Below are 25,626 nucleotides of genomic sequence, written 5' to 3' on the forward strand. Positions count from 1 at the left end.
CATAATAAAAGGGAAAAAACAGTGAATAACACCATGAAGCTGGGGGCTATTGCCGCCATCGTGCTGCTGTCTGCCTGCAGCAACGAGAATGACAGCAAGGCGCAGCCGGGGACCGTCTCCCTGCGCCTGATCCAGACCTCCGACATCCACTCCAACGTGCTGGGGTACGACTACTACCAGAACAAGGAGGATCGCAAGTTCGGCCTCTCCCGCACCGCCCTGCTGATCCGCGCCGCCCGCGCCGAGAACCCCAACAACCTGCTGCTCGACAATGGCGACCTCATTCAGGGCACGCCGCTGGCGGACTACATCTTCGAGCAGTCCGGTGCCGGCTACCTCGAGAAACAGGCGCACCCGGTGTTCAAGGCGATGAACGAGCTGGGCTACGACGCGGGCAACCTGGGCAACCACGAGTTCAACTACGGCCTGGACTACCTTGGCAAGGTGCTGGCGGGAGCCGACTTCCCCTATGTGAACGCCAACGTGTTCGAGGCGGGGGCCTTCAAGCGCGATGCCAAGGGACAGATTGACTGGAGCGGCAACAAGTTCACCCCCTATCTGCTGTTGGATCGCGAGGTGACCGATGACAAGGGCCAGCGCCAGCGCGTCAAGGTGGGCATCCTGGGTCTGACCCCGCCCCAGGTGCTGCAGTGGGACAAGCGTCATCTGGAGGGCAAGGTGGTGGTGGCCGACATGGTCGAGACCGCCAATCACTATGTGCCCGAGCTGCGCGCCAAGGGCGCCGACATTGTGGTGGTGGTGGCTCACACCGGCATCAATGCCAGCAGCTACGAGGCCATGATGGAGAACTCCGCCTGGCATCTGGCCAAGGTGAAGGGGGTGGACGCCCTGATGCTGGGCCACGCCCACAAGAACTTCCCCGGGGACTTCCCGGACCTGCCGGAGGTGGACAACCAGGCGGGCACCCTCGGCGGCATCCCGACCGTGATGCCCGGCTACTGGGGCAACCACCTCGGCATCATAGACCTCAAGCTGGAGCAGGTGGATGGCCAGTGGCGGGTGAAGCAGAGCCAGGCCAGCCTGCGCAAGATAGACGCCAGCGAGGGCAGCGCCGTGGATCAGCGGGTGGTGGACCTGGTGCAGGCGGACCACGACGCCACCAACCAGTGGCTGGACGAGCCCCTCGGCAAGATCACTTCCCCCATCCACAGCTTCTTCGCCCTGGTGCAGGACGACCCCTCGGTCCAGCTGGTGAGCGATGCCCAGCGCCGTCACGCCGAGCAGTTGCAACAAGACGGCCTGCTCAAGGAGCCGTATCCGATCCTGTCGGTGGCGGCCCCCTTCCGCGGTGGTCGCAACGGCATCAACGACTTCACCTACGTGGCCCAGGGTGACATCTCCCTGCGCAACGTCTCCGACCTCTACATCTATCCGAACACCCTGCAGGTGGTCGAGGTGAACGGGGCCACCGTCAAGGAGTGGCTGGAGATGAGTGCCGGCCAGTTCAACCGGATCGATGCCAGCAAGACAGAGGTGCAGTGGCTGGTGAACGAGAACTTCCCCACCTACAACTTCGACGTCATCGACGGGGTGAGCTACGAGGTGGACATCACCCAGCCGGCCCGCTACGGCAAGGACGGGACCAAGGTGAGCGACGGCCAGCGCATCAGCAACCTCACCTTCAACGGCCAGCCCGTCGATCCGGCCCAGAAGTTCTACGTGGTGACCAACAACTACCGCGCCAGCGGCGGTGGCCACTTCCCGGGTATCGACGGCAGCAACATAGTCCACGAAGACCCCTCCGAGACGCGGGAGATCATCGCCCAGTACCTGAAGGCCCAGTCTGCGGATAACCCGGCCGGCTTCAGCCCGGCGGCCAACAACAACTGGCACATGAAGGCGCTGCCCGCCAACGTGGACGTGCGACTCTACTCCTCGCCGACGGACGAGGCCAAGGCCCTGGCGGGGGCGGATCTGGCGTACCAGTCCACCTTGCCGATGGAAGATGCCAAGCACCCCGGCTACGCCATCTACCGCCTGATCCGCCAGTAAGGCCGGCTCGGGCAGACAACAAAAAGCCCTCGCAGTGCGAGGGCTTTCTCATTGGGGCCGGTAGCTCAATCCCATCGGCAGCAGCCCGGATCCTCCGGGTCGAAGCGGGTCTTGGGGAGGTGATGAATGTCTCCCAGTAGTAACCGGCATCCTCCGGGCCGAAGCGGGTCTAGGGTAGGTGATGAATGCCTCCCAGTAGTAACCGGCATCCTCCGGGTCGGAGCGGGTCTTGGGTAGGTGATGAATGTCTCCCAGTAGTAACCGGCATCCTCCGGGTCGAAGCGAGTCTTGAAGCAGCGGTGAATGCCTCTATCAGTAGTAACTGGGATCTTCCGGTCTGGGACGGGTCTTGAAGCGGCGGTGCAGCCACATGTACTGCTCCGGGGCCTTGCGCACGGCGGCCTCGATCTCGCGGTTGGCGCGGCTGGCGTCGGCCAGATCGTCGCCGCTCGGGTAGCCTTCCAGCGGCGCCCCTATATGCAGGGTGTAGCCCTCTTTGGTGCGGATGTTGTAGCAGGGCAGGGTGACGGTGTTCTTGACCCGCGCCAGGGTGGCGGTCCCCGTGATGGTGGCGGCCTGCTCGACCGCGAAGTAGGGTACGAAGACGCTGGCATGGCTGCCGTAGTCGTGATCCGGCGCGTACCAGAGGGCATCGCCGTTGCGCAGCGCCTTGATCATGCCCTTCACGTCCATGCGGTCCACCAGGTACTTGTTGGAGGCGCAGCGGCCGTGGTACTGGGCGTACTCCAGCACCGGGTTGGTGTTGGGGCGATAGACGCCAACCCCGGGCCGCACCAGGCCGAAGCAGCGCGCGTTGAGTTCCAGGGTGAGGAAGTGGCAGGAGAGCAGCAGCATGCCCTGGCCTTGCTCAACGGCCCGGATAACATGCTCTTCCCCCTCCACCTTCATGAGGCGGCGCATCCGCCAGTCCGGCCAGAACCAGGCGATCCCCACCTCGAAGATGGCGCAGCCCACGCTCTCGAAGTTTTGCACCAGCAGGGCCTCGCGCTGATCCCGGCTCAGCTCCGGCAGGGCCAGCTCCAGATTGCGGCGCGCTATCTTGACGCGGGATTTCAGCACTTTGCGGGCCAGGGTCCCGAGCTGGCGGCCCAGCCACATCTGGCTGCGCCAGGGCAGCAACACCAGCAGCCAGAGCAGGCCGAGGCCGAACCAGCTGCCCCAGTAACGGGGATGGAACAGACGGGGTTCGAGGCGGGGAGCATGTTCTTGGGCCATGAAGAGTCTCTTGTTCACAAACGCAAAATAGGGGAGTCCAGCCGAACGGGGGCGAGCCGTGCTCGTGCCTGGCCGTGCGGATGGCGCCACTCGCAATCTGGGGATTCTATCCGAAAAACAGGGGCGGGTGCGAATCAGCGTCGCCTGGTCAGAGGGGGCGGCAGGGGCGGATGGCGGTGGGCGGGGCCGCGCTTTTTTCACGTCCTGGAAAAGAGTGTGATAAAATCGCCCGCTGAAATTTTCAGGTTTTGAGAGCCGATACAGATGAAGATCACCCTGCCCGAGTTTGAGAAAGCCCGCGTTCTGGTCGTTGGCGATGTCATGTTGGATCGCTACTGGCACGGCCCCACCGGCCGCATCTCCCCCGAGGCGCCGGTGCCCGTGGTCAAGGTCGAGCACATCGAGGAGCGCCCGGGTGGCGCCGCCAACGTGGCCCTGAACTCCGCCGCCCTAGGTGCCCAGGCCGTGCTGCTGGGGCTGACCGGCCAGGATGAGGCCGCCGACGCGCTGGCCGGCCAGATGGCGGGGGTCAAGGTCGCCTGTGATTTCGTTCGCCTGACCGACTACCCGACCATCACCAAGCTGCGGGTGCTCTCCCGCAACCAGCAGCTGCTGCGCCTCGACTTCGAGGAGGCCTTCCACGACGTGGACGCCAGCCTGCTGATGGGCAAGGTGGAGCAGGCGCTGCCCGAGGCGGACGTGATGATCCTCTCCGACTACGGCAAGGGCGCCCTGAACGACGTGCCCGGCATGATCCGCCGCGCCCGCGTCGCCGGCATTCCCGTGCTGGTGGATCCCAAGGGGACCGACTTCGAGAAGTACCGCGGTGCCACCCTGCTGACCCCCAACATGTCCGAGTTCGAGGCCGTGGTGGGCAAGGTGAAGGGGGAGGAGGATCTGGTCGCCAAGGGACTGGATCTGGTCAAGCGCTTCGAGCTGGACGCCCTGCTGGTGACCCGTTCCGAGAACGGCATGACCCTGATCCGCGAAGGCCAGCCCGAGCTGCACCTGCCGGCCCAGGCCCACGAGGTCTATGACGTGACCGGTGCCGGTGACACCGTCATCTCCACCCTGGCGACCTCCCTGGCCGCAGGCATGAGCCTGGACGAGGCCTGCGCCCTGGCCAACACCGCCGCCGGCATCGTCGTCGGCAAGCTGGGGACCTCCACCGTCAGCCCGGTGGAGCTGGCCAATGCGCTCTACACCGAGCAGGAGACCGGCTTTGGCGTCATGTCCGAGGCCCAGCTCAAGGTCGCCGTCCAGGCCGCCCGCCTGCGGGGCGAGAAGGTGGTGATGACCAACGGCTGCTTCGACATCCTGCACGCGGGCCATGTTTCCTATCTGGCCAATGCCGGCAAGCTGGGGGATCGCCTGATCGTGGCGGTGAACACCGATGAATCCGTGCGCCGCCTCAAGGGGCCGGGTCGCCCGGTCAACCCGACCGAACGCCGCATGACGGTGCTGGCGGCCCTGGGCGCCGTGGACTGGGTGGTTCCCTTCTCCGAGGACACTCCCCAGCGCCTGATCGCCGAGATCCTGCCGGACCTGCTGGTCAAGGGCGGCGACTACAAGCCCGAAGAGATTGCCGGCTATGCCGAGGTGACTGCCAACGGCGGCGAGGTGCGGGTGCTGAACTTCGAGGACGGCTGCTCCACCAGCGACATCATCAAGACCATCCGCGAGCGCGGCTAAACCCATCCCATTAGGCTATTTTATTCGCCATTTTGAACCCGGGCAGTGCTCGCTTATGTGAAACCAAGGGCTCACGTACTCCAGTACGCTCCGGTTTCTGTGCGCTGTCCTGATTCAAACTGCCTTCAACAACGACGCCTACCGGGATAGGTTGGAAGTGAGTGGTTTGACTACTGTGCAGACATAAAAAAGGCGACCCCGGGGTCGCCTTTTCTCATGGTGTGCGCCTAGCTCAGGACTGCTTGGTGCCCTGGGCCGCGGGCATCAGCCCCTGGTTGACCTCCTCCAGATCCTTCTGCTCCAGGATGCCGGCGGCCTGCTTCAGGGAGAGGATGCTGAGGATGTAGTTGTAGCGGGCCTCGGAGAGCTTCTGTTTGGCCTGATACAGCTTGCGGGTGGCGTCCAGCACGTCGACTATGGTGCGGGTGCCCACTTCGTACCCGGCCTCGGTCGCCTTCAGGGCGCTGTCGGCGGAGATGACGGACTGGCTGTAGGCGCGCACCGAGCCGATGCTGGCGTTCACGTTGTTGTAGGAGGAGCGGACCGTGCTTTGCACCGAGCGGAAGCTGCGCTCCAGCTGTTCGCTGGCGGCCACGTAGTTGAACTGCGCCTGCTTGACCTGGGAGGTGGTGGCCCCGCCGGTGTAGAGCGGCAGGTTGAAGTTCAGGCCGATATTGCCCTGGTTGCTGTTGCTCTCGGGGTTGCGGATCTCGTCCTTGTAATCGTTGTAACCGGCGCTGAGTCCGGCGCCGAGATCCAGGGTCGGCTCGTGGCCTGTCTTGGCCAGATCGATCTGCTCCTTGGCGATGTCCTTGCCGATGCGGGCACTGTGCAGCTCCAGGTTCTTGTCTAGGGCCAGCTCCAGCCACTTGTCGGAGTTGAAGGCCGTCTTCTGCGGACTGAAGCGCTCGGTGTTGAGCACGTCCAGCTGACGGTGATCGATGCCGGTCAGCTCGCGCAGGCTCTCGTAGCTGTTGTCCAGGGTATTCTCGGCATTGATCTCGTCCGCCAGCGCCTGGTCGCGCTCGGCCTCGGCCTCATGCACGTCGGTGATGGCGGTCAGGCCCACTTCGAAGCGCTGCTGGGTCTGTTCCAGCTGACGTTCCACCGCGGTCTTGTTGGCGCGCACGAATTCCAGGGTATCCATCGCCTTGAGCACGTCGAAATAGGCCTGGGCGGTACGCAGCATCAGGTTCTGGTACTCGAGGTTGTAGGCCACGTCGGACTGGGTGGCGCTCTTCTCGGTCAGGTCCAGGTTGACCCAGTTGCTGCGACGGTAAATGGATTGATCCAGGGTCACGGAGCCGGTAGCGCCCGTGTTGGTCATGGTGTCGTTCTTGTTTTGCAGGTAGTTCAGGCCGGCACCCAAGTTGATCTGGGGCAGCAGGGCTGCACGGGATTCGTTGATCTTCTCGAAGGCCTGGTCCCGCTTGGCCTTGGATTCCAGCAGCTGGGTGTCCTTGATCTGGGCCTGTTGGTAAATATCGAGCAGGTTTTCGGCATGAGCGGCGCCGCTCACACCCAGCATCACCATGACTGACAAGAGTGTTCTTTTCATATGATAGTTTTAACCTTTTGTATCAACCCAAAGCTGTCCGCTGGATGAAGGGGGGATTGTCACCGACCAAGCTTGATTTCAGCTTAACCACTCTACTATAAGCAGATTTCATTGCGAACTGTCTCTTTTCCAGCTGCGGAAACGTCAAGGTACGGGGCGAGTTTTCTCGGCAACGCGCCTAGCCAAATGCCCTGTGGCTGCTAAAATCCTTCCCTCATCGTCGGCGAGAGCAAGTGAATGAATGTTCATTCATGCCCCCGAATATTATGGTCAAACCAAGCCAAGTCAAGCTGGCAGGAGTCTCGAATGTCACAGCAAGCCTTGCCTCAAACCTGCCACTACTCCAGCGATGATGTGAAAATCATTGAAAAATCAGCTGGATATAATGGCTTCTTCAAGGTGAATGTCTACCGCCTGCAACACAGGCTGTTTGCCGGTGGCTGGAACGCCCCCATCGTCCGGGAACTGTTCGAACGTGGCCATGCCGCCGCCCTGCTGCCTTATGATCCGGTGCGGGACGAGATCGTGCTGGTGGAGCAGTTTCGCATCGGCGCCATGGAGACCAGCGCCACCCCCTGGCTGCTGGAGCTGGTGGCCGGCATCATCGATGAAGGGGAGACCGCCGAGGCAGTGGTGCGGCGCGAGGCGGTGGAAGAGGCAGGGATCGAGGTGGGACGCTGCGAACACGCCATCAGCTATCTGGTGAGCCCGGGTGGCAGCACCGAGCGCATCGAGGTGTTCGTGGGCGAGGTGGATGCCAGTCAGGCCAAGGGGATCCACGGTCTGGCGGAAGAGGGGGAAGACATCCGGGTCCACGTGGTGAGCCGCGAGCAGGCCTATGCCTGGCTCAAAGAGGGGCGTATCGACAATGCCGCCTCCGTCATCGCCCTGCAGTGGCTGGCCCTGAATCACGGCGAGCTGCGGGCACGCTGGCTGGCGGGGCGCTGAGGTGACGCTCGTTCAGACCCGGGTCAGGTGCCCTGTGTCCGACTGGCACACTGTGCAGTGGGTCCACCCTTCATGGACCCTGATTGAGGGAGCCGCGACATGTCATTAGTCCAGAGCCCGATGAAGCGCTATGTGCCTGATTTGATGTCCTTGCAGCGTACCTGCGAGGTCAATTACATGGCGCTGATGAAACTGTTGCCGCCCGGCGGCAGCGTGGGTGCCGAGCGCCGCTATCAGGTCGGCAACGGCCTGCAGTTCCAGCTCACGGTGACCGAGGAGAGCCGCTTCACCAGCCAGGTGATCCTGGCCCAGCACAACCCCGAATTGCCGAGCTACTTGCAAGCCCGGATAGAGATTCGTTTGTATCATGATGTGCGAATGGCGGAAGTGTGTGCGGCGCAACAGATTTCAATGTTGCAACCACGTTATGATTATCCCAATCAAAAAATGCATCACAGGGATGAAAAGGAGCAGGTAAATCTATTCTTGGCCGATTGGTTGAGATTTTGTCTCAAACACGGCACCAGCCTGATTAACATCCTCTAGTCGAACCCATAAAAAAGAAGCGTGATTTTGGAAACAGAGCTACCTCAGGCGCCGGACGGCAGTGTGCGCCTGTTACAGATTACCGATACCCATCTCTTCGCCAGTGCCGAGGGGCGGCTGCTGGCCGTACCCACGGCGCAGAGTCTGGCCGCCGTGCTGGAGCGAGTGCAGGCCAACGAGCACCCGTTCGATCTCATCCTCGCCACCGGGGATCTTTCCCAGGATCACAGCCCGGAGTCCTACCAGCGCTTCGCCTCCATGATGGCGCCCCTGGCTCGCCCCATCTACTGGTTGCCCGGCAACCACGACGACGGCCCCCTGATGACCGAATACCTCCATGCGGCCGGCATCAGCGAGGCCAAGCAGCTGGTAGGCGAGCACTGGCAGGTGATCCTGCTGGATACCCAGGTGCGCGGCAAACCCCACGGGGTGCTGGGGGATCACCAGCTGGCGGCCCTGGATCAGGCCCTGCGCCAGCATCCCGAGCGCCACGCCCTCATCGCCCTGCACCATCAGGCGGTGCCGGTGGGCTGCGCCTGGCTGGATCAGCACAACCTCAAGAATGCCGACGACCTGTTCGCCGTGCTGGCCCGCCACCCGCAGCAGAAGACCATACTGTTCGGCCACGTCCATCAGGAGTTTGACGAGGTGCATCACGGAGTGCGGCTCATCGCCAGCCCCTCTACCTGCATCCAGTTCAAGCCGCTCTCCGACGGTTTCGCACTGGACGAGTCCGGCCCGGGCTGGCGCTATCTCACCCTGCACCCGGATGGCCGGGTGGCGAGCCAGGTGTGGCGCCTGCCGCTGGGGCAGTTCGTGCCCGACCCCAATGCCACCGGATACTGAGGGGTTGCCATGAAGCCCGTACTCCTCTACCTGCACGGTTTCAACTCCTCTCCCGGCGCGGCCAAGGCGCAGCCAATGGGGAGGCAGGCATGAAGCCCGTACTCCTCTACCTGCACGGTTTCAATTCATCCCCCGGCTCTGCCAAGGCGCAGCAGATGGCGGCCTGGGTGGCAGAGAACAGGCCCGATATCGAGGTGGTGATCCCGGCCCAGCCCAACACCCCGGCGGCCGCCTGGGCTGCCATCGAGCAGGCCATCGCCGACCTGAAGGCCCGCCACGGCAGCGCCCTGCGACTGGGCGCCGTGGGCAGCTCCCTCGGTGGCTTCATGGCCACGAGAGTGAGCGAGATGTACGGCTGCCGCGCCGCACTCATCAACCCGGCGGTGCGCCCCCACGAGCTGCTCTGCGACTACCTCGGCCCCCAGACCAACCCCTACAGCGGCGAACGCTATGAACTGCTGCCCGGGCACATGGACGAGCTGAGAGCGCTGGCGGTGCCGGTGACTGCTCCCGAGCGGCTCTGGGTGCTGCAACAGCAGGAGGACGAGGTGCTCGACTATCGCAAGGCGCTGGACGAATACCGCTTTGCCCGTCTCTCCCTGGAGTGCGGCGGCGATCACGCCTTCACAGGCTTCGAGCGCTACCCCGCCCAGATCGTCCGTTTCCTCGGGCTCTAGCCATGCAGCCGCCGTTGGCCGCCTTCCTCGAACAGGTGCTGGCCACGGCCCAGGCGGGGCTCACCTACTCCCGCGATCCCTTCGACATCGCCCGCTTCGAGGCGCTGCGAGCGGCCACGGTGACGCTCATCGCCAGCCAGAGCGAGCTGGCCCCCGACGCCATCGGCGACTGGATTGCCCTCGACAGCGGCTATCCCACCCCCAAGCTCGATGTGCGGGCCTTCATTCAGAACGACGCGGGCCATGTCCTGCTGGTGCAGGAGCGCAGTGACGGTTGCTGGACTCTGCCGGGGGGCTGGTGCGACATCGGCGATTCGCCTGCGGACGCCGTGGTGCGCGAAGTGGTGGAGGAGACCGGCCTCGTCTGTCGGGCGGTGCAGCTGCTGGCGTTGTTCGACAAGCTCAAGCATCCCCATCCCCCGCAGCTGCCCCATGCCCACAAGGCCTTCTTCCTGTGCGAGGTGACGGGCGGCGCTCTGCTTACCGACACCGATGAAACCAAAGGGGCGGGGTACTTCCCCATCGACGCCTTGCCCGAACTCTCCCGCCACCGGGTGGTGGCGTCCCAGTTGCGCACCCTGCATGACCATCTGTCGCAGGGGCGGGGGGATACCCTGTTCGATTAACCGGTTCGCAGCCTGACACTGCGGCAAGGAGGCAGCATGATCACACGCATCGGCAATACCCCCATCCAGAAGAAACACAAGGCGAGCTGCCACTGCGGCGCCGTGGTGCTGGAGCTGACACTGCCGGATGGCGTGGTGGATCCGCGCCGCTGCGACTGCTCCTTCTGTCGGCGGCGTGGGGCCATCGTCGCCTCGGTGCCGCTCTCCGGCATCCGCATCCTGCAAGGGGAGGCGGCGCTTCGCTGCTACCAGTTCAACACCCGCACCGCGAAACACTACTTCTGCAGCGTCTGCGGCATCTACACCCATCACCAACGCCGATCCAATCCGGCGGAATATGGCTACAACCTCGCCTGTCTTGAGGGGGTCAACCCGTTCGATCTGGGAGAGGTGCCGACCCGCGACGGGGTGCATCACCCGGCAGATACCGTAGCCGATTGAACGCGAGGTGACTGCCCCGACGGGTGGCGGGGAGGACGGGCGAGGCGTTGTCGTGCCACTCCCGTGACGACACCTCAGGGGGTCATCTGCTTGTGTAGCCCCCGCCACGGCTGTGTTAACCTTGCCCTGTCCGTCTCCCGGCGGACCCCGGCCTCTCTCTTCATTCCATCTCTGCCAACAGGGGGCACACCCGTGACGACTGCTTCAGCGCTGCCGGATCTGATCCTCGGGGCCTCGCTCTACTTTCCGCCCCTGTTCAAGGCCGTGCTGCTCGGCCTGCTGGGCTGGCTGCCGCTGCACCATCTGCTGCGGGACTGGCTCTACGGCGGCGAGGTGTGGCACCCCCTGCTGATGGATCTCTCCCTCTTCATCCTCGCCGTCAGCGGCGCCCTATGGATATTGCTACATGGCTAAATCACCCCTTGCGACCCTCAAATACCTCTCCACCCTGCTGGTCTTTGCCCTGGCGCTGGTGTCGCTCTGGTGGCTGTGGAACGACTACATGCAGGGGCCCTGGACCCGGGATGGCAAGGTGCGGGCCGAGCTGGTCAGCATCACGCCCCAGGTGTCGGGCAAGATCGTCAGGATAGGGGTCAAGGACAACCAGCTGGTGAAGGCGGGGGAGCTGCTCTTCACCCTGGATCCCGAGCCCTATCGCATCGCGCTGGACAACGCCAGCGCGGCCCTGGCCAAGGCCAGGTCGGATCTCGACAAGGCGGAGCACGAGGCGAACCGTCGCCAGAGTCTCTCCCGCACCGTCATCTCCGCCGAGGCGGTGGATGAATCCAGGCTCAATGCCCAGGCGATGAAGGCGGCCTATGAGGTGGCCCAAGCCAATCTGGAGCAGGCCAGATGGTCCCTTGCCCGGACCGAGGTCCATGCTGCGAGCGACGGCTACATCACCAACCTGCAGGCCAGGGTCGGCAACTACGCCACCGCCGGGGTGCCCCTGGTGGCCCTGATAGACACCCACTCCTTCTATGTGCAGGGCTATTTCGAAGAGACCAAGCTCAGGCACATCGCCCCCGGCAAACCGGCCGAGGTGGTGCTCTACAGCGGGGATCGGGTACTCAGGGGGGAGGTGGAAAGCATAGGGCGCGCCATTCACGATCAGAGCCTGGAAGGCAGCGAGGGGCTGCTGCTCGACGTCAAGCCGAACGTGCCCTGGGTGCGCCTGGCCCAGCGGGTGCCGGTGCGGATCAGACTGCTGGCGATTCCCCCGGATCTGGTCTTGATCGCGGGCACGACCTGTACCATCACCATAGGGGACTAGAGTGATCCCCTCGCTCTGGCGCCAGACCCCCTGGGGCAAGGCCAACGGCGGCCAGTGGCGCTACGCCCTGCGCAATGCCCTGGCCATGTGCCTGTCGCTCTGGCTGGCGTTCGTGCTGCAACTCGACTCTCCCTACTGGGCCATGACCTCCGCCGCAGTGGTGAGCTTTCCCACCGTGGGGGGCGTCATCAGCAAGAGCCTGGGGCGGGTGGTGGGCAGCCTCATCGGCGCCATGGCGGCGGTGATGATCACCGGCCTTGGCATCGGTGATCCCTGGCTCTTCAGCCTGCTTATCGCCCTCTGGCTGGGGAGTTGTACCTACATCTCCAACCACCATCAGAACAACGTCTCCTACGGTTTCGCCCTGGCGGGCTATACCGCCGCCATCATCGCCTTTTCCTGCGTCAACCTGACCGACCCGCAACATATCTTCGACATCGCCCAGGCCCGGGTGAGCGAGGTGATCGTCGGCATCCTCTGCGGCGGCCTGATGATGATGATCCTGCCGAGTTTCTCCGATGGCGAGACCCTGCTGGACTCCCTTGGCAAGAGCCAGACCCGGCTGCTGGAACATGCCCAGCTGCTCTGGCTCGGGGAGACGGGCGCCGATGTGCGCACCGCCCACGAGGGGGTGATCGGTCAGATCCTCACCCTGAACGTGCTGCGCATCCAGGCAGTCTGGAGCCACCACCGCCTGCGCCGCCACAACCAGTTGCTGAACTATCTGCTCCATCGCCAGCTGAGGATGGTCAGCCTCATCTCGGGGCTGCGCCGCATGCTGCAACACTGGCCAGAGGACGCCGTCGACCCGGCCCCCATGCTGGCCGCCGTGCTGCGGGAGCTGGGACAGGGGGGCTGCGACAAGCTGCGCATTGCCCGCCTGATGGCGCCCTTCGTGGCCCGTTCGGGGGATGATTATCGCTGTCAGGCCTTCTGGCTGCGGCTGCGCCACTTCTGCTGGAGCTACCTGGAGTGTCAGCGCTGGCTGGAAAGGCTGGCCCGCCACGATGGCCAGGAGTGGCCGGCGCCGCCGCGCCACAGCTCTCTGACCCGCCACACCGACGGCCTGGAGGCGGCCTACAACGGGGGGCGTACCTTCCTCTGCGTGATGCTGGGCTGCACCTTCTGGATCCACAGCCAGTGGGATGCGGGCGCCGCGGCCCTGACCCTGCTCGCCATCTGCTGCGTGCTCTATTCCGCCACCCCGGCCCCGGCCAAGGGGGCCCAGACCATGCTCAAGGCCATCGTGCTGCTCAGCTTTATCTGCTTCGGGGTCAAGTTCGGGCTGATGATACGCATCGACGACTTCTGGATCTTCTGCGCCCTGCTGTTCCCCGCTCTCATCACCCTGCAACTGCTGAAATTGCAGCGACCCCAGGGGGCGGCGCTCTGGGGCCAGCTCATCGTGCTGCTCGGCTCCTTCCTCGCCATCACCAATCCGCCGAGCTACGACTACCTCGCCTTCGTCAACAGCAGCCTCGCGCAGGCATTGGGGGTGATGAGTGCCGGACTGGCGTTCCAGCTCCTGAGGCCCAGCTCGGATCGGCGCAAGAGCCGCCGCCTGATGCATCGTCTGCGGCGGGATTTCGTGGACCAGCTGGCCCCGGCCCCGCAGCAGAGCGAGGGGGAGTTTGAATCCCGGGTCTATCACGCGGTGAGCCAGCTCAGCCAGAGTCAGGATCAGGGGGCCCGGCTCTGGGTGCTGCGCTGGGGCGTGGTGCTGCTCAATTGCAGCCACATCGTCTGGCAGCTCAGGCTCTGGCGCAGCCGGGATCCGGCCCTCTATCTGGTGCGGGACGGCTGTCTGCGCTGCCTGAAAGGCATTCTGACCGAAGGGGGCGTGCAGCACGAGACCCTGGGGCGCACCCTGGCGGAGCTGGACCGCATCAGCCAGGGGCTGGGGGAACATGCAGACCCGGCGGCCCGGGCTCTGGCGGGGCTGGTGTGGCGACTCCACTGCTCCCTCTCCCAGCTTGTGCAGGCCCTGCCCGGGGAACCCGCCTGATCCCGGGCGGGGAGGCCGGAGCCCCTCTGGATCACCCTTTGCGAGCGCCCCATTTGTCCCGGGCCCTCCCAGCGAGTAAGATTCCCCCCAAACGTCAATTCGCAAGGCCCTCCATGTCCACTCAATACAATGCGGATGCCATTGAGGTCCTCAATGGCCTTGAACCGGTGCGTCGCCGCCCCGGCATGTACACCGATACCACCCGGCCCAATCACCTCGGCCAGGAGGTCATCGACAACAGCGTCGACGAGGCGCTGGCGGGTCACGCCCGCAATCTGGAGGTGATCCTGCACGAGGATCAGTCCCTCGAGGTGATCGACGACGGTCGCGGCATGCCGGTGGACATCCACCCGGAGGAAGGGGTCTCCGGCGTGGAGCTGATCCTCTGCAAGCTGCACGCGGGGGGCAAGTTCTCCAACAAGAACTACCAGTTCTCCGGCGGCTTGCACGGGGTAGGGATCTCCGTGGTGAACGCCCTCTCCGATCGGGTCGAGGTGACGGTGCGCCGCGACGGCCAGGTCTATGACATCGCCTTCGAGCGTGGCGAGAAAGTGTCTGATCTGACCATCACCGGCACCTGCGGACGCCGCAACACCGGCACCCGGGTGCGCTTCTGGCCAGAAGCGCGCTACTTCGATTCGCCGCGCTTCTCGGTCTCCAAGCTGGAGCACCTGCTCAAAGCCAAGGCCGTGCTCTGCCCGGGCCTCACCATCAAGTTCCTCGACAAGAACACCGGCATCAAGCTTGAGTGGTGCTACGAAGACGGCCTCAAGGATTACCTCATCGATGCGGTCAAACAGTTCACCTGCCTGCCGGAGCAGCCCTTCGTCGGCTCTTTCAGCTCCGAGCAGTCGGCGGTGGACTGGGCCCTGTGCTGGTTGCCGGAAGGGGGCGAGTGCCTCGCCGAATCCTATGTGAACCTTATTCCCACCGCGCTCGGTGGCACCCATGTCAACGGCCTGCGCCAGGGGCTGCTCGACGCCATGCGCGAGTTCTGCGAGTTCCGCAACCTCTTGCCCCGCGGGGTCAAGCTGACCCCGGAAGACATCTGGGATCGCTGCGCTTACATCCTCTCCATCAAGATGCAGGACCCGCAGTTTGCAGGGCAGACCAAGGAGCGACTGTCGTCCCGCCAGAGCTCGGCCTTCGTGTCGGGCGTGGTGAAGGATGCCTTCAGCCTTTACTTGAACAGCAACACCGAGCTGGCCGAACAGTTGGCGGAGCTCTGCATCTCCAGCGCCCAGCGCCGGATGCGCGCCGCCAAGACGGTGGTGCGCAAGAAGATAACCCAGGGCCCGGCCCTGCCCGGCAAGCTGACCGACTGCGGCTGCGCGGATCCCATGCAGGGGGAGCTCTTCCTGGTGGAGGGTGACTCCGCGGGCGGCAGTGCCAAGCAGGCGCGCGACCGCGAATTCCAGGCCATCATGCCCCTGCGCGGCAAGATCCTGAACACCTGGGAGGTAGAGGCCGGTCAGGTGCTCGCCTCCCAGGAAGTGCACGACATCTCGGTGGCGATCGGGCTCGACCCGGATTCCGACGACCTCAGTGGCCTGCGCTACGGCAAGGTGTGCATCCTCGCGGATGCGGACTCGGACGGTCTGCACATCGCCACCCTGCTCTGCGCCCTCTTTGTGAAGCACTTCCGCACGCTGGTGGAAAAGGGCCATGTCTATGTGGCCATGCCGCCCCTCTATCGTATCGACATCGGCAAGGAGGTCTTCTACGCCCTCGACGAGGACGAGAAGAACGGCGTGCTGCAACGGGTCGAGGCCGAGAAGAAGAAGGGCAAGGTGATGGTGACCCGATTCAAGGGGCTGGGTGAGATGAACCCGAAACAGCTGCGGGAAACCACCATGGATCCCAACACCCGCCGCCTGGTGCAGCTCACCATGGGCGCGGAAGGGGGGGCAGAAGGGGAAGATGGGGACGAGACCCTGCAACTGATGGACATGCTGCTGGCCAAGAAGCGCGCCGGTGATCGCCGCGAATGGCTGGAAGAGAAGGGCAACCTCGCCATCATCTAAAGCGAGTCGCAAGTACCCCACCCCGGCCCTCCCCTTCGCAAGGGGAGGGGGCCAAGCCTCTCCTCCCCCTCATGGAGGGGGAGGTTGGGAGGGGGGCTTGTGATTCACCGTCGGCCCCCTGCCGACCCGCATTTCCGGCGTGCCCTCCAGGGGCGCGCCATAGCAAGAGAAAAACATATGAGTGATGCTATCGAGCTCAGTCTGTTGGATGAAGTAGAGCGCCAACCAGCTCCCGAACCGAAAGAGATAATCACATGAGTGATGCCATCGAGCTCAGTCTGGACGGGGTAGAGCGCCAGCCAATGCGCACCTTTACCGAACAGGCTTACTTGAACTACTCCATGTACGTCATCATGGATCGGGCCTTGCCGCACATCGGTGACGGCCTCAAACCGGTGCAGCGGCGCATCATCTACGCCATGAGCGAGCTGGGTCTGTCGGCGCTGTCCAAGCACAAGAAGTCCGCCCGTACCGTGGGTGACGTGCTGGGTAAATATCACCCCCACGGCGACAGCGCCTGTTACGAAGCCATGGTGCTGATGGCCCAGCCCTTCTCCTACCGCTACCCGCTGGTGGACGGTCAGGGCAACTGGGGTGCGCCGGACGATCCCAAATCCTTCGCCGCCATGCGTTATACCGAGGCGCGGCTGTCGCGCTTCTCCGAGCTGCTGCTCTCCGAGCTGGGACAGGGCACGGTGGAGTGGACGCCGAACTTCGACGGCACCATGAAAGAGCCGGTGGTGCTGCCCGCCCGCCTGCCGCACATCCTGCTCAACGGGGTGACCGGTATCGCGGTGGGCATGGCGACCGACATCCCGCCCCACAACGCGCGGGAAGTGGCTCATGCCTGTGTGGAGCTTTTGGACAACCCCAATGCCGGCCTGGATGCGCTGATGGCCCATGTGCAGGGGCCGGACTACCCGACCAACGCCGAGATCATCACGCCCCGCGATGACATCCGCAAAATCTACGAGACCGGCAAGGGCTCCATCAAGCAGCGGGCGGTGTGGAGCGAGGAAGATGGCGACATCGTCATCACGGCGCTGCCTCATCAGGCCTCCGGCGCCAAGATCATGGAGCAGATTGCCGCCCAGATGGTGGCCAAGAAGCTGCCCATGGTGACCGATCTGCGGGATGAATCGGACCACGAGAACCCGACCCGTCTGGTGATAGTGCCGCGCTCCAACCGGGTGGACGTGGAAGGGCTGATGGCCCACCTGTTCGCTACCACGGACTTGGAGAAGAACTACCGGGTCAACCTCAACATCCTGGGTCTGGACAACCGGCCCCAGGTGAAAGACCTCAAGACCATCCTCACCGAGTGGCTGAGTTTTCGCCGCGAGACGGTACGCCGCCGCCTGCAGTATCGCCTCGACAAGGTGCTGGCGCGCCTGCACATCCTCGAAGGCTTGCTCATTGCCTACCTCAACATCGACGAGGTGATCGAGATCATCCGCACCGAAGAGGAGCCGGGCCGGGTGATGATGGAGCGCTTCAACATCAGCGAGACCCAGGCCGAGGCGATCCTCGAGCTCAAACTGCGCCACCTGGCCAAGCTCGAAGAGTTCAAGCTGCGCGCCGAGCAGAACGAACTGGCGGAAGAGCGCGACAAGCTGGAACTGATCCTGGGTTCCGAGCGCCGTCTCAGCACCCTGCTCAAGAAAGAGATCCTGGCGGACGCCGAGAAGTACGGCGACGATCGCCGTACCCCGCTGGTGGAGCGTGCCACCGCCGTGGCCCTGACCGAGAAGGAGCTCACCCCGAGCGAGCCGGTGACCGTGATCCTCTCCGACAAGGGCTGGGTGCGCGCCGCCAAGGGCCACGACGTCGATGTGGAGGGCCTCTCCTACAAGGCGGGGGACAACTACCTCGCCCACGCCCATGGCCGCAGCAACCAGCAGGCGGTGTTCCTCTCCACCCTGGGACGTACCTACTCCCTGGAGGCCCATACCCTGCCCTCCGCCCGCAGTCAGGGCGAGCCGCTCACCGGTCGCTTCGCACTGGGGGCCGGGGAAGAGGTGCGCCATCTGGTGATGGGTAACGAGGGCGAGCCGTATCTCATCTGTTCCGACGCCGGTTACGGCTTCGTCTGCAAATATGACGACCTGATCGGTAAGAACAAGAACGGCAAGGCGCTGCTCACCGTGCCGGAAGGGGGCATCGTCATGGCGCCCCAGAGGATAGGCGCGCCGGAGACCGATCTCTGCATGGCCATCTCCAACGAGGGGCGCATGCTGCTGTTCCCGCTCAATACCCTGCCGGTACTCGGCAAGGGCAAGGGCAACAAGCTCATCAGCATCCCGTCGGCGCGCGTGAAGGCGCGGGAGGAGTTTATGGTGATGGCCGCCGTCATCCCGCAGGGCCAGTCGGTCACCCTGTTTGCCGGCAAGCGCAAGCTCACCCTCAAGCCGTCTGACCTTGACTACTACCGCGGCGAGCGCGGCCGCCGCGGCGCCAAGCTGCCCCGCGGTCTGCAGCGGGTGGACAGGATAGAGATAGAGCCCACCGCCGGTGAGACGGCAGTGGGGGAACATCAGGAAGGGTAATTAATAGAAAGAGCGCGAAAGCGCCCTTTCTATTTTAGAAGGAGATAACCTTCTAATTGTCACATCTATAGGATGTGAGATAGTTCCATGTTAACATCGAATCGCATTTTGATTAATATGGTGGGTAAATGATTAATAAAATTAATGTCAAGAACTTCAAATCAATAGCCGATCTCTCTTTGAGTTTTGGAAGAATTAATTTATTCATTGGTGAGAATGGTTCCGGTAAAAGTACAATATTAGAAGCTATCGCTTTTGCATCTGCAGCTGAAGCAGGCAAGTTAGATGCTGAGTTTCTTGAAAACAGAGGCATAAGAGTAACTCATCCGAAATTAATGCGTTCCCAGTTTTCAGATGATGAAAATGTGAGTCCAATAGTTATTGAATTAACAGTTGATGATGCCTGTGGAAGTAGGAAATATAAGATAAATAATGAGAATGAAACATACTCTGAATGGAAGATAGAAACTGAATCTAAAGTAGATGATGACGATGTAAGTCTTGAGGAAATATATCAAAAAACAAGTGAGTATAAGCTAATTCTTGATATGTTAAAAACACCTGCTTTCATTAAATTAAAAGATAATTTTGGAAAGGATGACAAGGAGTTTCAAGCTATTTTAGATGAGGTTACAAGTAAAGATTTTTTAAAAAAAGTAAATAGAGTTTCGAATTATGCCTCGGCTACAGATAAGGCTCTGACTGCAAAGTTATCCATGCTGCATGGTTTTGTTATATATACGCCTCAATATAAACAACTGCTATGGTTAATGAGGGAAGGGGCAGTAAGACCTCTTGGGATATATGGTGAGGGATTATTTACCTTAATAAAGGAGATCACTAATAAACAACAAGATGCGCTTTCAGATATTGAGGATGGATTGCGTCTGATTGGATGGTATGATTCTATGCAGTTAGAGTCACCTGATATATCTTCTGGTGATGGTGATGTTATAAATATCAAGGATAAGTATCTCTCATGCTTGATAACTCAAAAAAGTGCCAATGAAGGATTTTTGTATGTCCTTTTTTATCTTGCCGCAATTGTATCTTCTGACACTCCAAAAATATTTGCTATTGATAACATCGATACAGCTTTAAACCCTAAGCTATGCGCAAAAATCATGAGTTATATAGCTTTTTTGGCAAAGAAATATGATAAACAAATATTCCTTACCACACAAAATCCTGCCACATTAGATGGGCTGAATTTAGATGATGATGAGCAGAAGTTGTTTATTGCCTCAAGGAAAAGAAATGGCTCTACTACAATAAAAGAATTTCCGCGAGATAAAGCGCCTAAAAATAAAAGTGGTGATAAGATTAGGCTATCTGAGGCAATGATTAGGGGATATATTGGCGGTTTGCCTAAGGGGTTTTAATTTATGCTGTTTGGGGTTATATCTGAGGGGCCAACAGATCAAGCTGTTATTGAAAATATAATTTGTGGTATTCTGAATGATGAGGACTTGTGTGAGGAAATTCAATCTCTTCAGCCAGTAAAAGACTGCGGTAAATGGGGTTGTGGTGGTTGGGAAAAAGTAATTCAGTATCTCTCCAGTGAAGATTTTCGAGATAGTTTTGATTACATAGATAATGTTATAGTCCAAATCGATACTGACGTATGTCACCTTTCTGGCTTTGATGTGTCACTTGTAGATGATGATGGTAAAGATGTTAGCTTAGAGTTGTTCTTAGATAGAGTAAGAGAGCGTCTAATAAAGGCTATTGATTTTGGTGAGTCAGGTTTTTACAGTTCTCATGAGGAGAGAATAATTTTTTGCATCACTATTCACTCTACAGAAATTTGGCTCGCGAAGCATCATAGCAAATTGAAAGACTATGATGAAAAGAGGGTCAAAAATGGTATGTATTTATTAGTTGAGGAGGTAAAAAGAAATGTAAAAAATAGCGGTAATTATTTGACAAAAGAAGCTGGAAATGAAGTGGTTATAAAAACATACGATAATTATGATCTTTTGTCGCGTGATTTTTACAATAAAAAAACCAGAGTGAAAAGTGTAGATGATTTAAGGAGGTGTGATATTAGCTTTAGACTTTTTTCAACATCTATTGAACATTTTCGATAATTTTATATATAAATGGTTGTAGGCTGAATATTTAAGTGTAATAAGGCGAATGAGAAAACAGGCTGTAGCCATTTTAAAGGTGTACTATCTTCTTTTTATTACCCATAGCGACTCAGCTTGTACTGAGACTGATTACACTGCACCACTTGACCCTACTTGATTCAACCCTCTATGGATTGTTGATGCCTTCTGTTGTGATGACTTGCCCCCTTATGCCCGATCCTTCTCCCCCTGTTTTAAGGCAAAAAGTGGGAGAGGGGGCTTAGGAGTCACCGACTGTTGATTGCATGACCACCACGGCATGAGGTTGGCGCTGAGTTGTTCCTTCCCCCCTTGGGAGAGGGCCAGGGTGAGGGGACCTGGCTGGTCATGTATCAACAGCGGCATGACACCGCTGAATCTCAGTTATTGAAATTCCAGGCAATGGGCAGCTCAAGATCGAACATCAGCAGATCCCCGTTGAGGGTAAAATCCACGCTGGTCTGGTGCTGGTCGTATTCGTCGATAAGGCGGCAGCTCTCGGAAAAGTTGGATTCGTAGCCGAGGCGGGCAGTGCCGCCGGTGCGAGCCTCGTCGAGTTCCACCCCCAGCACCCGCAGGGGATCCTTCTGGCTGAGCTTGACCCGGCTGTCGCCCACATCCACCAGCCGCTCCAGCAGGGGGAAGAAGTCCTGCTTGTTGGCCTCGATGGCCCGGGCGATGGCTTGCTCCAGCTCGGTGGCGCTGGCAAGGGCGGGATCCAGCGTGTAGCGGGTCTGGATGCTTTCCTGAGTCATATTGTGCTCCTTGGGGCAATGAACCTGCGTCGGCCATCAGCACGATAGGCGGTGAGCAAGGCATGCCTAGCCATTAAATAAGGTGGTGATTCATTCTGGTGGATAAAACCATCACAAAAAACCGATGAAGGCAGCATATTGCTTCTCATCAGGCGGGAATGCGGCCATTGCGCACCAGGGCCCGGCGGATATTTTTGCACATCTTGCCGAAGCGGTTGAGCTCGTCGAAGCTGGGCGGGATGCCGCGATCGATCTGATATTGCCAGTAGCAGAGGTCCGTATCCACCAGCTCCATCAGCTTCTTGGGGCAGCCGATGCAGGTGTTGTCCGGTCCGCATTTGAAGGTATCCGGTTGATAGAGCGGAAATTCCGCCTTCACGGCGTCGATGATCTGCTGCATGGCGGTCATGCGGTCCGGCTTTCTGCTCACGGCTCGTTCCCCGGCGGCTTGTATGGGGGAGTCATTATATCCCTGACAAAATGTGGGCCAATGACGCTTAGGAGGTAGTCCGCCTTTCGTGCACGCCACTGCGCCCCGGATCCTGCGCCTGCTTCCCCCCTGGTGGCCTCTTCTGTCTGGCGCCGTTTCGGGTCATGATGAAAGCCCCGAACGAACCACTTTTTGACTGACCCCTCTGGAGGTGTGATGAGACCCTGTGCCCTGCTGTTGCTTTTTCCCCTGGTGTGCCAGGCCGAGGCCAGTCCGAGTGAACCCGTGCAGGAAGGTACCCTGGCCAATCAGCAGCTGATCCGTGATGCCATGGTGGGGGTCGCATCCTGGGTGGCCACCAAGGGGTGTGACGCGCCGGAGCGCTTCGTGCCCGTGGTACTGCAACTTCCCGAGGGGGAGCCGGGCGGTCGCCACTGGCAGGAGCGCTGGACGGTGACGGGCTGTGGCAACGACTATCCCGTGGTGATCGATTTTCGGGAGACCGGGATGCAGAGCGCCATGTGGACCATTGCCCGATAGGGTCGGCGCCGCCATCTGCGAGCTGCAAAGATGACAACGCCCGGCAAGCCGGGCGTTGTGGGAGGAGAGGCAAGTGCCGTCCTGCAAGGGGGTATGGCCCCTTAGAAGTCGTGGTAGAGGGGCCAGCCGAGCAGGGGGTGGCGGATCCCGGCGCGCATCTCCATGTTGTCGAGCTTCTCCGGCGAGGCGTCCTCTTTTTGCAACTGCTGGTACTGACGCACAAACCCCAGGGTATGCAGCAGGTTCGGCACAAAGCCCGGGCTCAGCTCCTGACGCAGGGCGGCGGCCATGTCTGCGGGCAGCGCGCTCAGCATCAGGGCCAGCTGGGCGGCGAGGTAGTCGGTGTCGTACCAGCCCTCGTCGAGCTCAATCTCCCGCGCCAGCTTGCGCTTGAGATCCTGCTTCACCTTGAGGGGTGCTGCACCGCTGCCCTTGCCGCAGAGGATGCGGTAGAGCAGCGCCTCGGCCAGCTTGTCCTCCATGGTGGGGTGGTCGCTCTCACAGGCGAAGAAGTGCTGGTCGATGAGCGCCATCAGGCGGCTCTTGTTGTGCTCGGTCAGCGCCTTCTCGTACTCCTGCCACCCTTGCCACTCCTCCACATCGGGGGGGCTGGAGATCTTGTCCAGCAGGCGCGCATCCACGTCACCGTATAGGCTGTTGCCAGCCTGCTTGGGGCTGACGGTGATGAGCATGGACCAGCCCTTCTGGAACGGCTTGATGGGGCCTTCCGGCGCCTGCAACAGGGCCAGTGCCTTGGCCGGATCCCGTTGGGAGAGCTCCTGCAGACCGAGGCTCACCACGCCGATGACGTCGTGGGCGGCCTGCTCCAGCAGGTGCATCTTGTACTTGTTGTAGTACTTGTCGGCGAATTTGAGGCTCATCAGCACCGCCTTGCCCTTGATGGCGGCGAGCTGCTGCTGACTCAAGAGTTCGTTGTCGCGGCCAAAGCGCAGCACCTGGGTCAGAAAGGGGCCCAGGTTGGCATCGCGAATGACTAACTGCATGAATGGGCTCCTTAATCCAGAAAGCTGAACATGTCGTCGACGTCGCCGTACTCGTCTTCCTCGACCTTGTTCTTCTCTTTGGCCTGCATCACCAGCTCGGCGGCAAACTTGTTGATGATGCCGTCCCAGGTGGAGTGTTCGTTGCGCAGCAGCGACTTGATGGATTTTTCCACCTCGGGGGCCAGCTCGCGAATGAGCATCAAGAGGCTGCGGGGGTCGTCCAGCGCGTAGTCGTGGCTGTCTTCGGCCTGCTGGCGCTCGCTGTAGCGCAGGGACTCTTCGAGATCTTCCTCTTCGGCGTGCAGCACGTCGCGATAGCCCTCGTCCTCTTCATAGCGATCGCCGCGATAGAACTCGATAAAGGGGATGGCGAGGTAGAAGAGACCGGCCGGATCCTCGGCCACGCACTCGAGGATCTCCCGCTGCTTGGCTTCGCTCTCCTGGGTGCGGATCAGGTAGTTGAGGAAGTCGAAGGTGTGCTGTTGCAGCTCGTCGGCGTTGTTCTTGATCGCCTCTTCCCAGTAGAGGGGCTGCTGGCAGACGATGTCGCGGATCCGCTCCGGGGTCATCAGCTCGGAGATGATGGAAGGGAAGGAGATGTCGTGCTGGCCGTTGATCTGGGTCAGGGTAACGATATCAATGTTTTCAATCACTTCTGCCAACTGGTCGTCAGACATGGTCTTGGCGATCAGCTCGAACTTCTCGCTGGCCTGCTTCGGCTCGATGACGGCCAGCTCTTTGATCTCGATGGCGGTAATTTCTATCAGACTGTTGCTCATGCCTTGCCCCAATTAGAAACGGACTTCGTCGTACATATCCTGCTCGCCGTCGTCATCACCATAGCGGCCACTGCCGCCGTGGTAGTCGGCGTCGGCATCTTCCCCGTCTTCCTCTTCTTCGTCGCGCAGATCAACGTCGTCATCACTGCGGTGGCTGCCGCGGGGCAGCGGGTTGTCCAGGAGGAACAGCACGGCGCAGGCTTCCATCAGCTGATCTTCGCTCTGGGCCCGCACCGCCTTGACCAGAGGCAGGATGGCGTTGTTGAAGCCGACGCTCACCTTGAACTCGTCCCAGGAGGGTTGCTCACCGCTGGCGAGCCACTTGTTCCACTGCGACTTGGCCTTGGGCGGGAACTGCACCCGGCCATAGAGGGCGAGCGGCAGGTATTCGGGCATGAACTCCAGCATGCTCATGTCGGCCAGCAGCAGGGCCTTCATCTGGTCGGTGAACTGCTCGAGCCCCTTGGGGTCGTCCTGATCCCGGTAGGAGTCGATGTTCTCGCTGGCATCGCTTTGCAGGGCCTTGAGCCGTGCCTGGTCCCATTTTTTTTGCATAGTCGCTCTTCTTGCCTGGTGGCTCAGGGGTAGAACTGGTCCCACATCTCCTGCATGGCAGCAGCGGGATCGGTCACGATGACGTTGTTGAAATCCTTGATAAAGGCGGCCCGCTGTTTCGGATCGGACAGCACTTCATAAGCCTGCTTTACCTGGTGCAGCTTGAGGGCTGCCTGCTCTTTCTCTTCTTCGCTCGCCCCGTGCAGCTTGTCGGGGTGGTACTGGTTCGACAGCCGTCGATAGGCTTTTTTGATGTCGTTTTCACTGGCATTGGACTTGACGCCCAACACCCGGAAGTAGTTGTTCATGACGGATCCTGCCTCACTGGCATGGTGGAATTCATCCTGTGTCGACCTGGTGGCGGAACGTCGGCAAACCAGGCTCGGCAAAAACCGGAGATTTTAACGGAAAGCCAGCGCCTCTGCCATGAAAGTGCGGTCTTTCTGTACGAAAAGAGCGGGCGGTGCGAGATGGCGGCGGGGCTACACTGGCAGAGGGGGGCGGCAGGCCCTGGCGTTGCCCGGCCCCCTCTTGTCCGAACCATCCGGATTCTGCCGTCACAAGGAGTCATCGCCATGGTCAAGTCCGCGTTTTTCGTGCTCGCGCTGGCAGGCAGTGCCGCCTCTGCCAGCGACATATTGCCCGCCTCGCCGCTGATGGGGGATGTCACCAGGGCCCAGTTCATGGAGCGCGCCGCCCAGCGCTTCGCCTTGCAGGACAAGAACGGTGACGGCGTGCTGTCGGTTGCCGAGAAAGAGGCCAACCTGGCAAAGCTGGCTGGCGTGATGCAACAGGCTGGCAAGCCGGTCCCGGAGCGGATGAGCCAGCTCAAGCCGTCGCGGGAGACCACCAGGGCCCAGTTCATGGCGCGGCAGGAGGCGCTCTTCTCTCGCCTGGACAAAAACGGTGACGGGGTGATCGGGGAGTCTGAGCGTCTCGACATCAAGGCCAATCTGGAGAAGCGGGCGATGGAGGCCGCCCAATAGGGCGGGTTGTCAGCCCTCTGATGAAAAAGAGCCCG

At 60.9% G+C, this 25,626-nt stretch carries 25 protein-coding genes and 1 pseudogene; 18 read left to right on the plus strand and 8 right to left on the minus strand.

The annotated features are described in order from the left end of the window. Positions 1–33 precede the first annotated feature (33 nt). On the plus strand, positions 34–2,013 hold the full coding sequence (locus OKC41_RS09660; RefSeq protein WP_270671954.1) for a bifunctional 2',3'-cyclic-nucleotide 2'-phosphodiesterase/3'-nucleotidase: 1,980 nt from the start codon (positions 34–36) through the stop codon (positions 2,011–2,013). Between the two features lie 312 nt (positions 2,014–2,325). On the opposite strand, the gene lpxL is transcribed toward OKC41_RS09660, so the two are convergent. Then, the gene (gene lpxL / locus OKC41_RS09665) at positions 2,326–3,249 is read right to left on the minus strand and encodes an LpxL/LpxP family Kdo(2)-lipid IV(A) lauroyl/palmitoleoyl acyltransferase (RefSeq protein WP_270671923.1); all 924 of its coding nucleotides are present in this window, start codon (positions 3,247–3,249) and stop codon (positions 2,326–2,328) included. Positions 3,250–3,513: 264 nt separating this feature from the next. Between lpxL and hldE the strand changes: the two genes are divergently transcribed. Next, positions 3,514–4,941, plus strand: a complete 1,428-nt coding sequence (gene hldE / locus OKC41_RS09670; protein WP_219142937.1) for a bifunctional D-glycero-beta-D-manno-heptose-7-phosphate kinase/D-glycero-beta-D-manno-heptose 1-phosphate adenylyltransferase HldE — start codon at positions 3,514–3,516, stop codon at positions 4,939–4,941. Between the two features lie 232 nt (positions 4,942–5,173). On the opposite strand, the gene tolC is transcribed toward hldE, so the two are convergent. Beyond that, the gene (gene tolC / locus OKC41_RS09675; RefSeq protein WP_270671924.1) at positions 5,174–6,499 is read right to left on the minus strand and encodes an outer membrane channel protein TolC; all 1,326 of its coding nucleotides are present in this window, start codon (positions 6,497–6,499) and stop codon (positions 5,174–5,176) included. A 306-nt stretch (positions 6,500–6,805) separates the two neighbouring features. Here tolC and nudF point away from each other — a divergent pair, with 306 nt between their 5' ends. The 14 genes and pseudogenes from nudF to OKC41_RS09745 all read left to right on the plus strand — a co-directional run bounded on the left by nudF (position 6,806) and on the right by OKC41_RS09745 (position 20,521). Further along, the gene (nudF, locus tag OKC41_RS09680; protein ID WP_010672772.1) at positions 6,806–7,447 is read left to right on the plus strand and encodes an ADP-ribose diphosphatase; all 642 of its coding nucleotides are present in this window, start codon (positions 6,806–6,808) and stop codon (positions 7,445–7,447) included. Positions 7,448–7,546: 99 nt separating this feature from the next. Further along, complete coding sequence (locus OKC41_RS09685; protein WP_039039758.1) at positions 7,547–7,993, plus strand: DUF1249 domain-containing protein; 447 nt, start codon at positions 7,547–7,549, stop codon at positions 7,991–7,993. Between the two features lie 27 nt (positions 7,994–8,020). Then, positions 8,021–8,839 (plus strand): 3',5'-cyclic-AMP phosphodiesterase, encoded by an 819-nt coding sequence (cpdA, locus tag OKC41_RS09690; protein WP_041214382.1) that lies wholly within the window; start codon positions 8,021–8,023, stop codon positions 8,837–8,839. A 9-nt stretch (positions 8,840–8,848) separates the two neighbouring features. Continuing rightward, positions 8,849–8,917: pseudogene (locus OKC41_RS09695) on the plus strand (YqiA/YcfP family alpha/beta fold hydrolase); the annotation flags it as partial. An 11-nt stretch (positions 8,918–8,928) separates the two neighbouring features. Continuing rightward, entirely contained in the window at positions 8,929–9,516 is a 588-nt protein-coding gene (locus OKC41_RS09700) for a YqiA/YcfP family alpha/beta fold hydrolase (RefSeq protein WP_045523103.1), read from the plus strand. Positions 9,517–9,518: 2 nt separating this feature from the next. Further along, a complete protein-coding gene (locus OKC41_RS09705) occupies positions 9,519–10,142 on the plus strand; it encodes an NUDIX hydrolase (protein ID WP_113069050.1) in 624 nt (207 codons plus the stop codon). A gap of 36 nt (positions 10,143–10,178) precedes the next feature. Continuing rightward, entirely contained in the window at positions 10,179–10,583 is a 405-nt protein-coding gene (locus OKC41_RS09710; protein WP_039039754.1) for a GFA family protein, read from the plus strand. Positions 10,584–10,754: 171 nt separating this feature from the next. Then, positions 10,755–10,997, plus strand: a complete 243-nt coding sequence (locus OKC41_RS09715; RefSeq protein WP_039039819.1) for a DUF1656 domain-containing protein — start codon at positions 10,755–10,757, stop codon at positions 10,995–10,997. After that, positions 10,990–11,856 (plus strand): HlyD family secretion protein, encoded by an 867-nt coding sequence (locus tag OKC41_RS09720; RefSeq protein ID WP_128345308.1) that lies wholly within the window; start codon positions 10,990–10,992, stop codon positions 11,854–11,856. Before OKC41_RS09715 ends, OKC41_RS09720 begins: the two co-directional genes overlap by 8 nt. Position 11,857: 1 nt before the next feature. Beyond that, positions 11,858–13,861 carry an FUSC family protein gene (locus OKC41_RS09725; RefSeq protein ID WP_201894586.1) on the plus strand — a complete coding sequence of 668 codons (2,004 nt, stop codon included), beginning with the start codon at positions 11,858–11,860 and terminating at the stop codon, positions 13,859–13,861. Positions 13,862–13,974: 113 nt separating this feature from the next. After that, positions 13,975–15,885 (plus strand): DNA topoisomerase IV subunit B, encoded by a 1,911-nt coding sequence (parE, locus tag OKC41_RS09730; protein WP_010672780.1) that lies wholly within the window; start codon positions 13,975–13,977, stop codon positions 15,883–15,885. A gap of 254 nt (positions 15,886–16,139) precedes the next feature. Then, positions 16,140–18,431: a DNA topoisomerase IV subunit A gene (parC, locus tag OKC41_RS09735; RefSeq protein WP_270671925.1), complete on the plus strand. Its 2,292-nt coding sequence runs from the start codon at positions 16,140–16,142 to the stop codon at positions 18,429–18,431. Positions 18,432–18,559: 128 nt separating this feature from the next. Further along, on the plus strand, positions 18,560–19,813 hold the full coding sequence (locus tag OKC41_RS09740) for an AAA family ATPase (protein WP_270671926.1): 1,254 nt from the start codon (positions 18,560–18,562) through the stop codon (positions 19,811–19,813). Between the two features lie 3 nt (positions 19,814–19,816). Then, a complete protein-coding gene (locus OKC41_RS09745; protein WP_270671927.1) occupies positions 19,817–20,521 on the plus strand; it encodes a hypothetical protein in 705 nt (234 codons plus the stop codon). Between the two features lie 401 nt (positions 20,522–20,922). Here the strand turns inward: OKC41_RS09745 and OKC41_RS09750 are convergent, their stop codons facing one another. Together OKC41_RS09750 and OKC41_RS09755 are read right to left on the minus strand one after the other, a co-directional pair. After that, on the minus strand, positions 20,923–21,297 hold the full coding sequence (locus tag OKC41_RS09750) for a hypothetical protein (protein WP_270671928.1): 375 nt from the start codon (positions 21,295–21,297) through the stop codon (positions 20,923–20,925). A gap of 148 nt (positions 21,298–21,445) precedes the next feature. Continuing rightward, on the minus strand, positions 21,446–21,697 hold the full coding sequence (locus OKC41_RS09755) for a hypothetical protein (protein WP_039039818.1): 252 nt from the start codon (positions 21,695–21,697) through the stop codon (positions 21,446–21,448). A 246-nt stretch (positions 21,698–21,943) separates the two neighbouring features. Here OKC41_RS09755 and OKC41_RS09760 point away from each other — a divergent pair, with 246 nt between their 5' ends. Beyond that, positions 21,944–22,267 (plus strand): hypothetical protein, encoded by a 324-nt coding sequence (locus OKC41_RS09760; protein WP_182976295.1) that lies wholly within the window; start codon positions 21,944–21,946, stop codon positions 22,265–22,267. Positions 22,268–22,368: 101 nt separating this feature from the next. Here the strand turns inward: OKC41_RS09760 and OKC41_RS09765 are convergent, their stop codons facing one another. From OKC41_RS09765 to OKC41_RS09780, 4 genes are read right to left on the minus strand one after another with little or no spacing between them, the layout of a single operon-like run. Beyond that, complete coding sequence (locus OKC41_RS09765; protein ID WP_270671929.1) at positions 22,369–23,271, minus strand: hypothetical protein; 903 nt, start codon at positions 23,269–23,271, stop codon at positions 22,369–22,371. A gap of 11 nt (positions 23,272–23,282) precedes the next feature. After that, entirely contained in the window at positions 23,283–24,050 is a 768-nt protein-coding gene (locus OKC41_RS09770; RefSeq protein WP_010672787.1) for a hypothetical protein, read from the minus strand. A 12-nt stretch (positions 24,051–24,062) separates the two neighbouring features. Then, complete coding sequence (locus tag OKC41_RS09775; protein WP_270671931.1) at positions 24,063–24,605, minus strand: hypothetical protein; 543 nt, start codon at positions 24,603–24,605, stop codon at positions 24,063–24,065. 23 nt (positions 24,606–24,628) lie between these two features. Then, positions 24,629–24,913, minus strand: a complete 285-nt coding sequence (locus OKC41_RS09780) for a DnaJ domain-containing protein (protein ID WP_005305278.1) — start codon at positions 24,911–24,913, stop codon at positions 24,629–24,631. A 267-nt stretch (positions 24,914–25,180) separates the two neighbouring features. Between OKC41_RS09780 and OKC41_RS09785 the strand changes: the two genes are divergently transcribed. Continuing rightward, positions 25,181–25,591 carry an EF-hand domain-containing protein gene (locus tag OKC41_RS09785; RefSeq protein WP_010672789.1) on the plus strand — a complete coding sequence of 137 codons (411 nt, stop codon included), beginning with the start codon at positions 25,181–25,183 and terminating at the stop codon, positions 25,589–25,591. Positions 25,592–25,626 lie beyond the last annotated feature (35 nt).

This window comes from Aeromonas sp. QDB17, from assembly GCF_027705305.1.
Lineage (GTDB): Bacteria > Pseudomonadota > Gammaproteobacteria > Enterobacterales > Aeromonadaceae > Aeromonas > Aeromonas caviae.

Excerpts from the sequence above, each read along its gene's own strand:
- OKC41_RS09660 (WP_270671954.1), top strand. The coding sequence starts at position 34 with ATGAAGCTGGGGGCTATTGCCGCCATCGTGCTGCTGTCTGCCTGCAGC.
- lpxL (WP_270671923.1), bottom strand. The coding sequence starts at position 3,249 with ATGGCCCAAGAACATGCTCCCCGCCTCGAACCCCGTCTGTTCCATCCC.
- hldE (WP_219142937.1), top strand. The coding sequence starts at position 3,514 with ATGAAGATCACCCTGCCCGAGTTTGAGAAAGCCCGCGTTCTGGTCGTT.
- tolC (WP_270671924.1), bottom strand. The coding sequence starts at position 6,499 with ATGAAAAGAACACTCTTGTCAGTCATGGTGATGCTGGGTGTGAGCGGC.
- nudF (WP_010672772.1), top strand. The coding sequence starts at position 6,806 with ATGTCACAGCAAGCCTTGCCTCAAACCTGCCACTACTCCAGCGATGAT.
- OKC41_RS09685 (WP_039039758.1), top strand. The coding sequence starts at position 7,547 with ATGTCATTAGTCCAGAGCCCGATGAAGCGCTATGTGCCTGATTTGATG.
- OKC41_RS09700 (WP_045523103.1), top strand. The coding sequence starts at position 8,929 with ATGAAGCCCGTACTCCTCTACCTGCACGGTTTCAATTCATCCCCCGGC.
- OKC41_RS09705 (WP_113069050.1), top strand. The coding sequence starts at position 9,519 with ATGCAGCCGCCGTTGGCCGCCTTCCTCGAACAGGTGCTGGCCACGGCC.
- OKC41_RS09710 (WP_039039754.1), top strand. The coding sequence starts at position 10,179 with ATGATCACACGCATCGGCAATACCCCCATCCAGAAGAAACACAAGGCG.
- OKC41_RS09720 (WP_128345308.1), top strand. The coding sequence starts at position 10,990 with ATGGCTAAATCACCCCTTGCGACCCTCAAATACCTCTCCACCCTGCTG.
- parE (WP_010672780.1), top strand. The coding sequence starts at position 13,975 with ATGTCCACTCAATACAATGCGGATGCCATTGAGGTCCTCAATGGCCTT.
- parC (WP_270671925.1), top strand. The coding sequence starts at position 16,140 with ATGAGTGATGCCATCGAGCTCAGTCTGGACGGGGTAGAGCGCCAGCCA.
- OKC41_RS09740 (WP_270671926.1), top strand. The coding sequence starts at position 18,560 with ATGATTAATAAAATTAATGTCAAGAACTTCAAATCAATAGCCGATCTC.
- OKC41_RS09745 (WP_270671927.1), top strand. The coding sequence starts at position 19,817 with ATGCTGTTTGGGGTTATATCTGAGGGGCCAACAGATCAAGCTGTTATT.
- OKC41_RS09750 (WP_270671928.1), bottom strand. The coding sequence starts at position 21,297 with ATGACTCAGGAAAGCATCCAGACCCGCTACACGCTGGATCCCGCCCTT.
- OKC41_RS09755 (WP_039039818.1), bottom strand. The coding sequence starts at position 21,697 with ATGCAGCAGATCATCGACGCCGTGAAGGCGGAATTTCCGCTCTATCAA.
- OKC41_RS09760 (WP_182976295.1), top strand. The coding sequence starts at position 21,944 with ATGAGACCCTGTGCCCTGCTGTTGCTTTTTCCCCTGGTGTGCCAGGCC.
- OKC41_RS09765 (WP_270671929.1), bottom strand. The coding sequence starts at position 23,271 with ATGCAGTTAGTCATTCGCGATGCCAACCTGGGCCCCTTTCTGACCCAG.
- OKC41_RS09770 (WP_010672787.1), bottom strand. The coding sequence starts at position 24,050 with ATGAGCAACAGTCTGATAGAAATTACCGCCATCGAGATCAAAGAGCTG.
- OKC41_RS09775 (WP_270671931.1), bottom strand. The coding sequence starts at position 24,605 with ATGCAAAAAAAATGGGACCAGGCACGGCTCAAGGCCCTGCAAAGCGAT.
- OKC41_RS09780 (WP_005305278.1), bottom strand. The coding sequence starts at position 24,913 with ATGAACAACTACTTCCGGGTGTTGGGCGTCAAGTCCAATGCCAGTGAA.
- OKC41_RS09785 (WP_010672789.1), top strand. The coding sequence starts at position 25,181 with ATGGTCAAGTCCGCGTTTTTCGTGCTCGCGCTGGCAGGCAGTGCCGCC.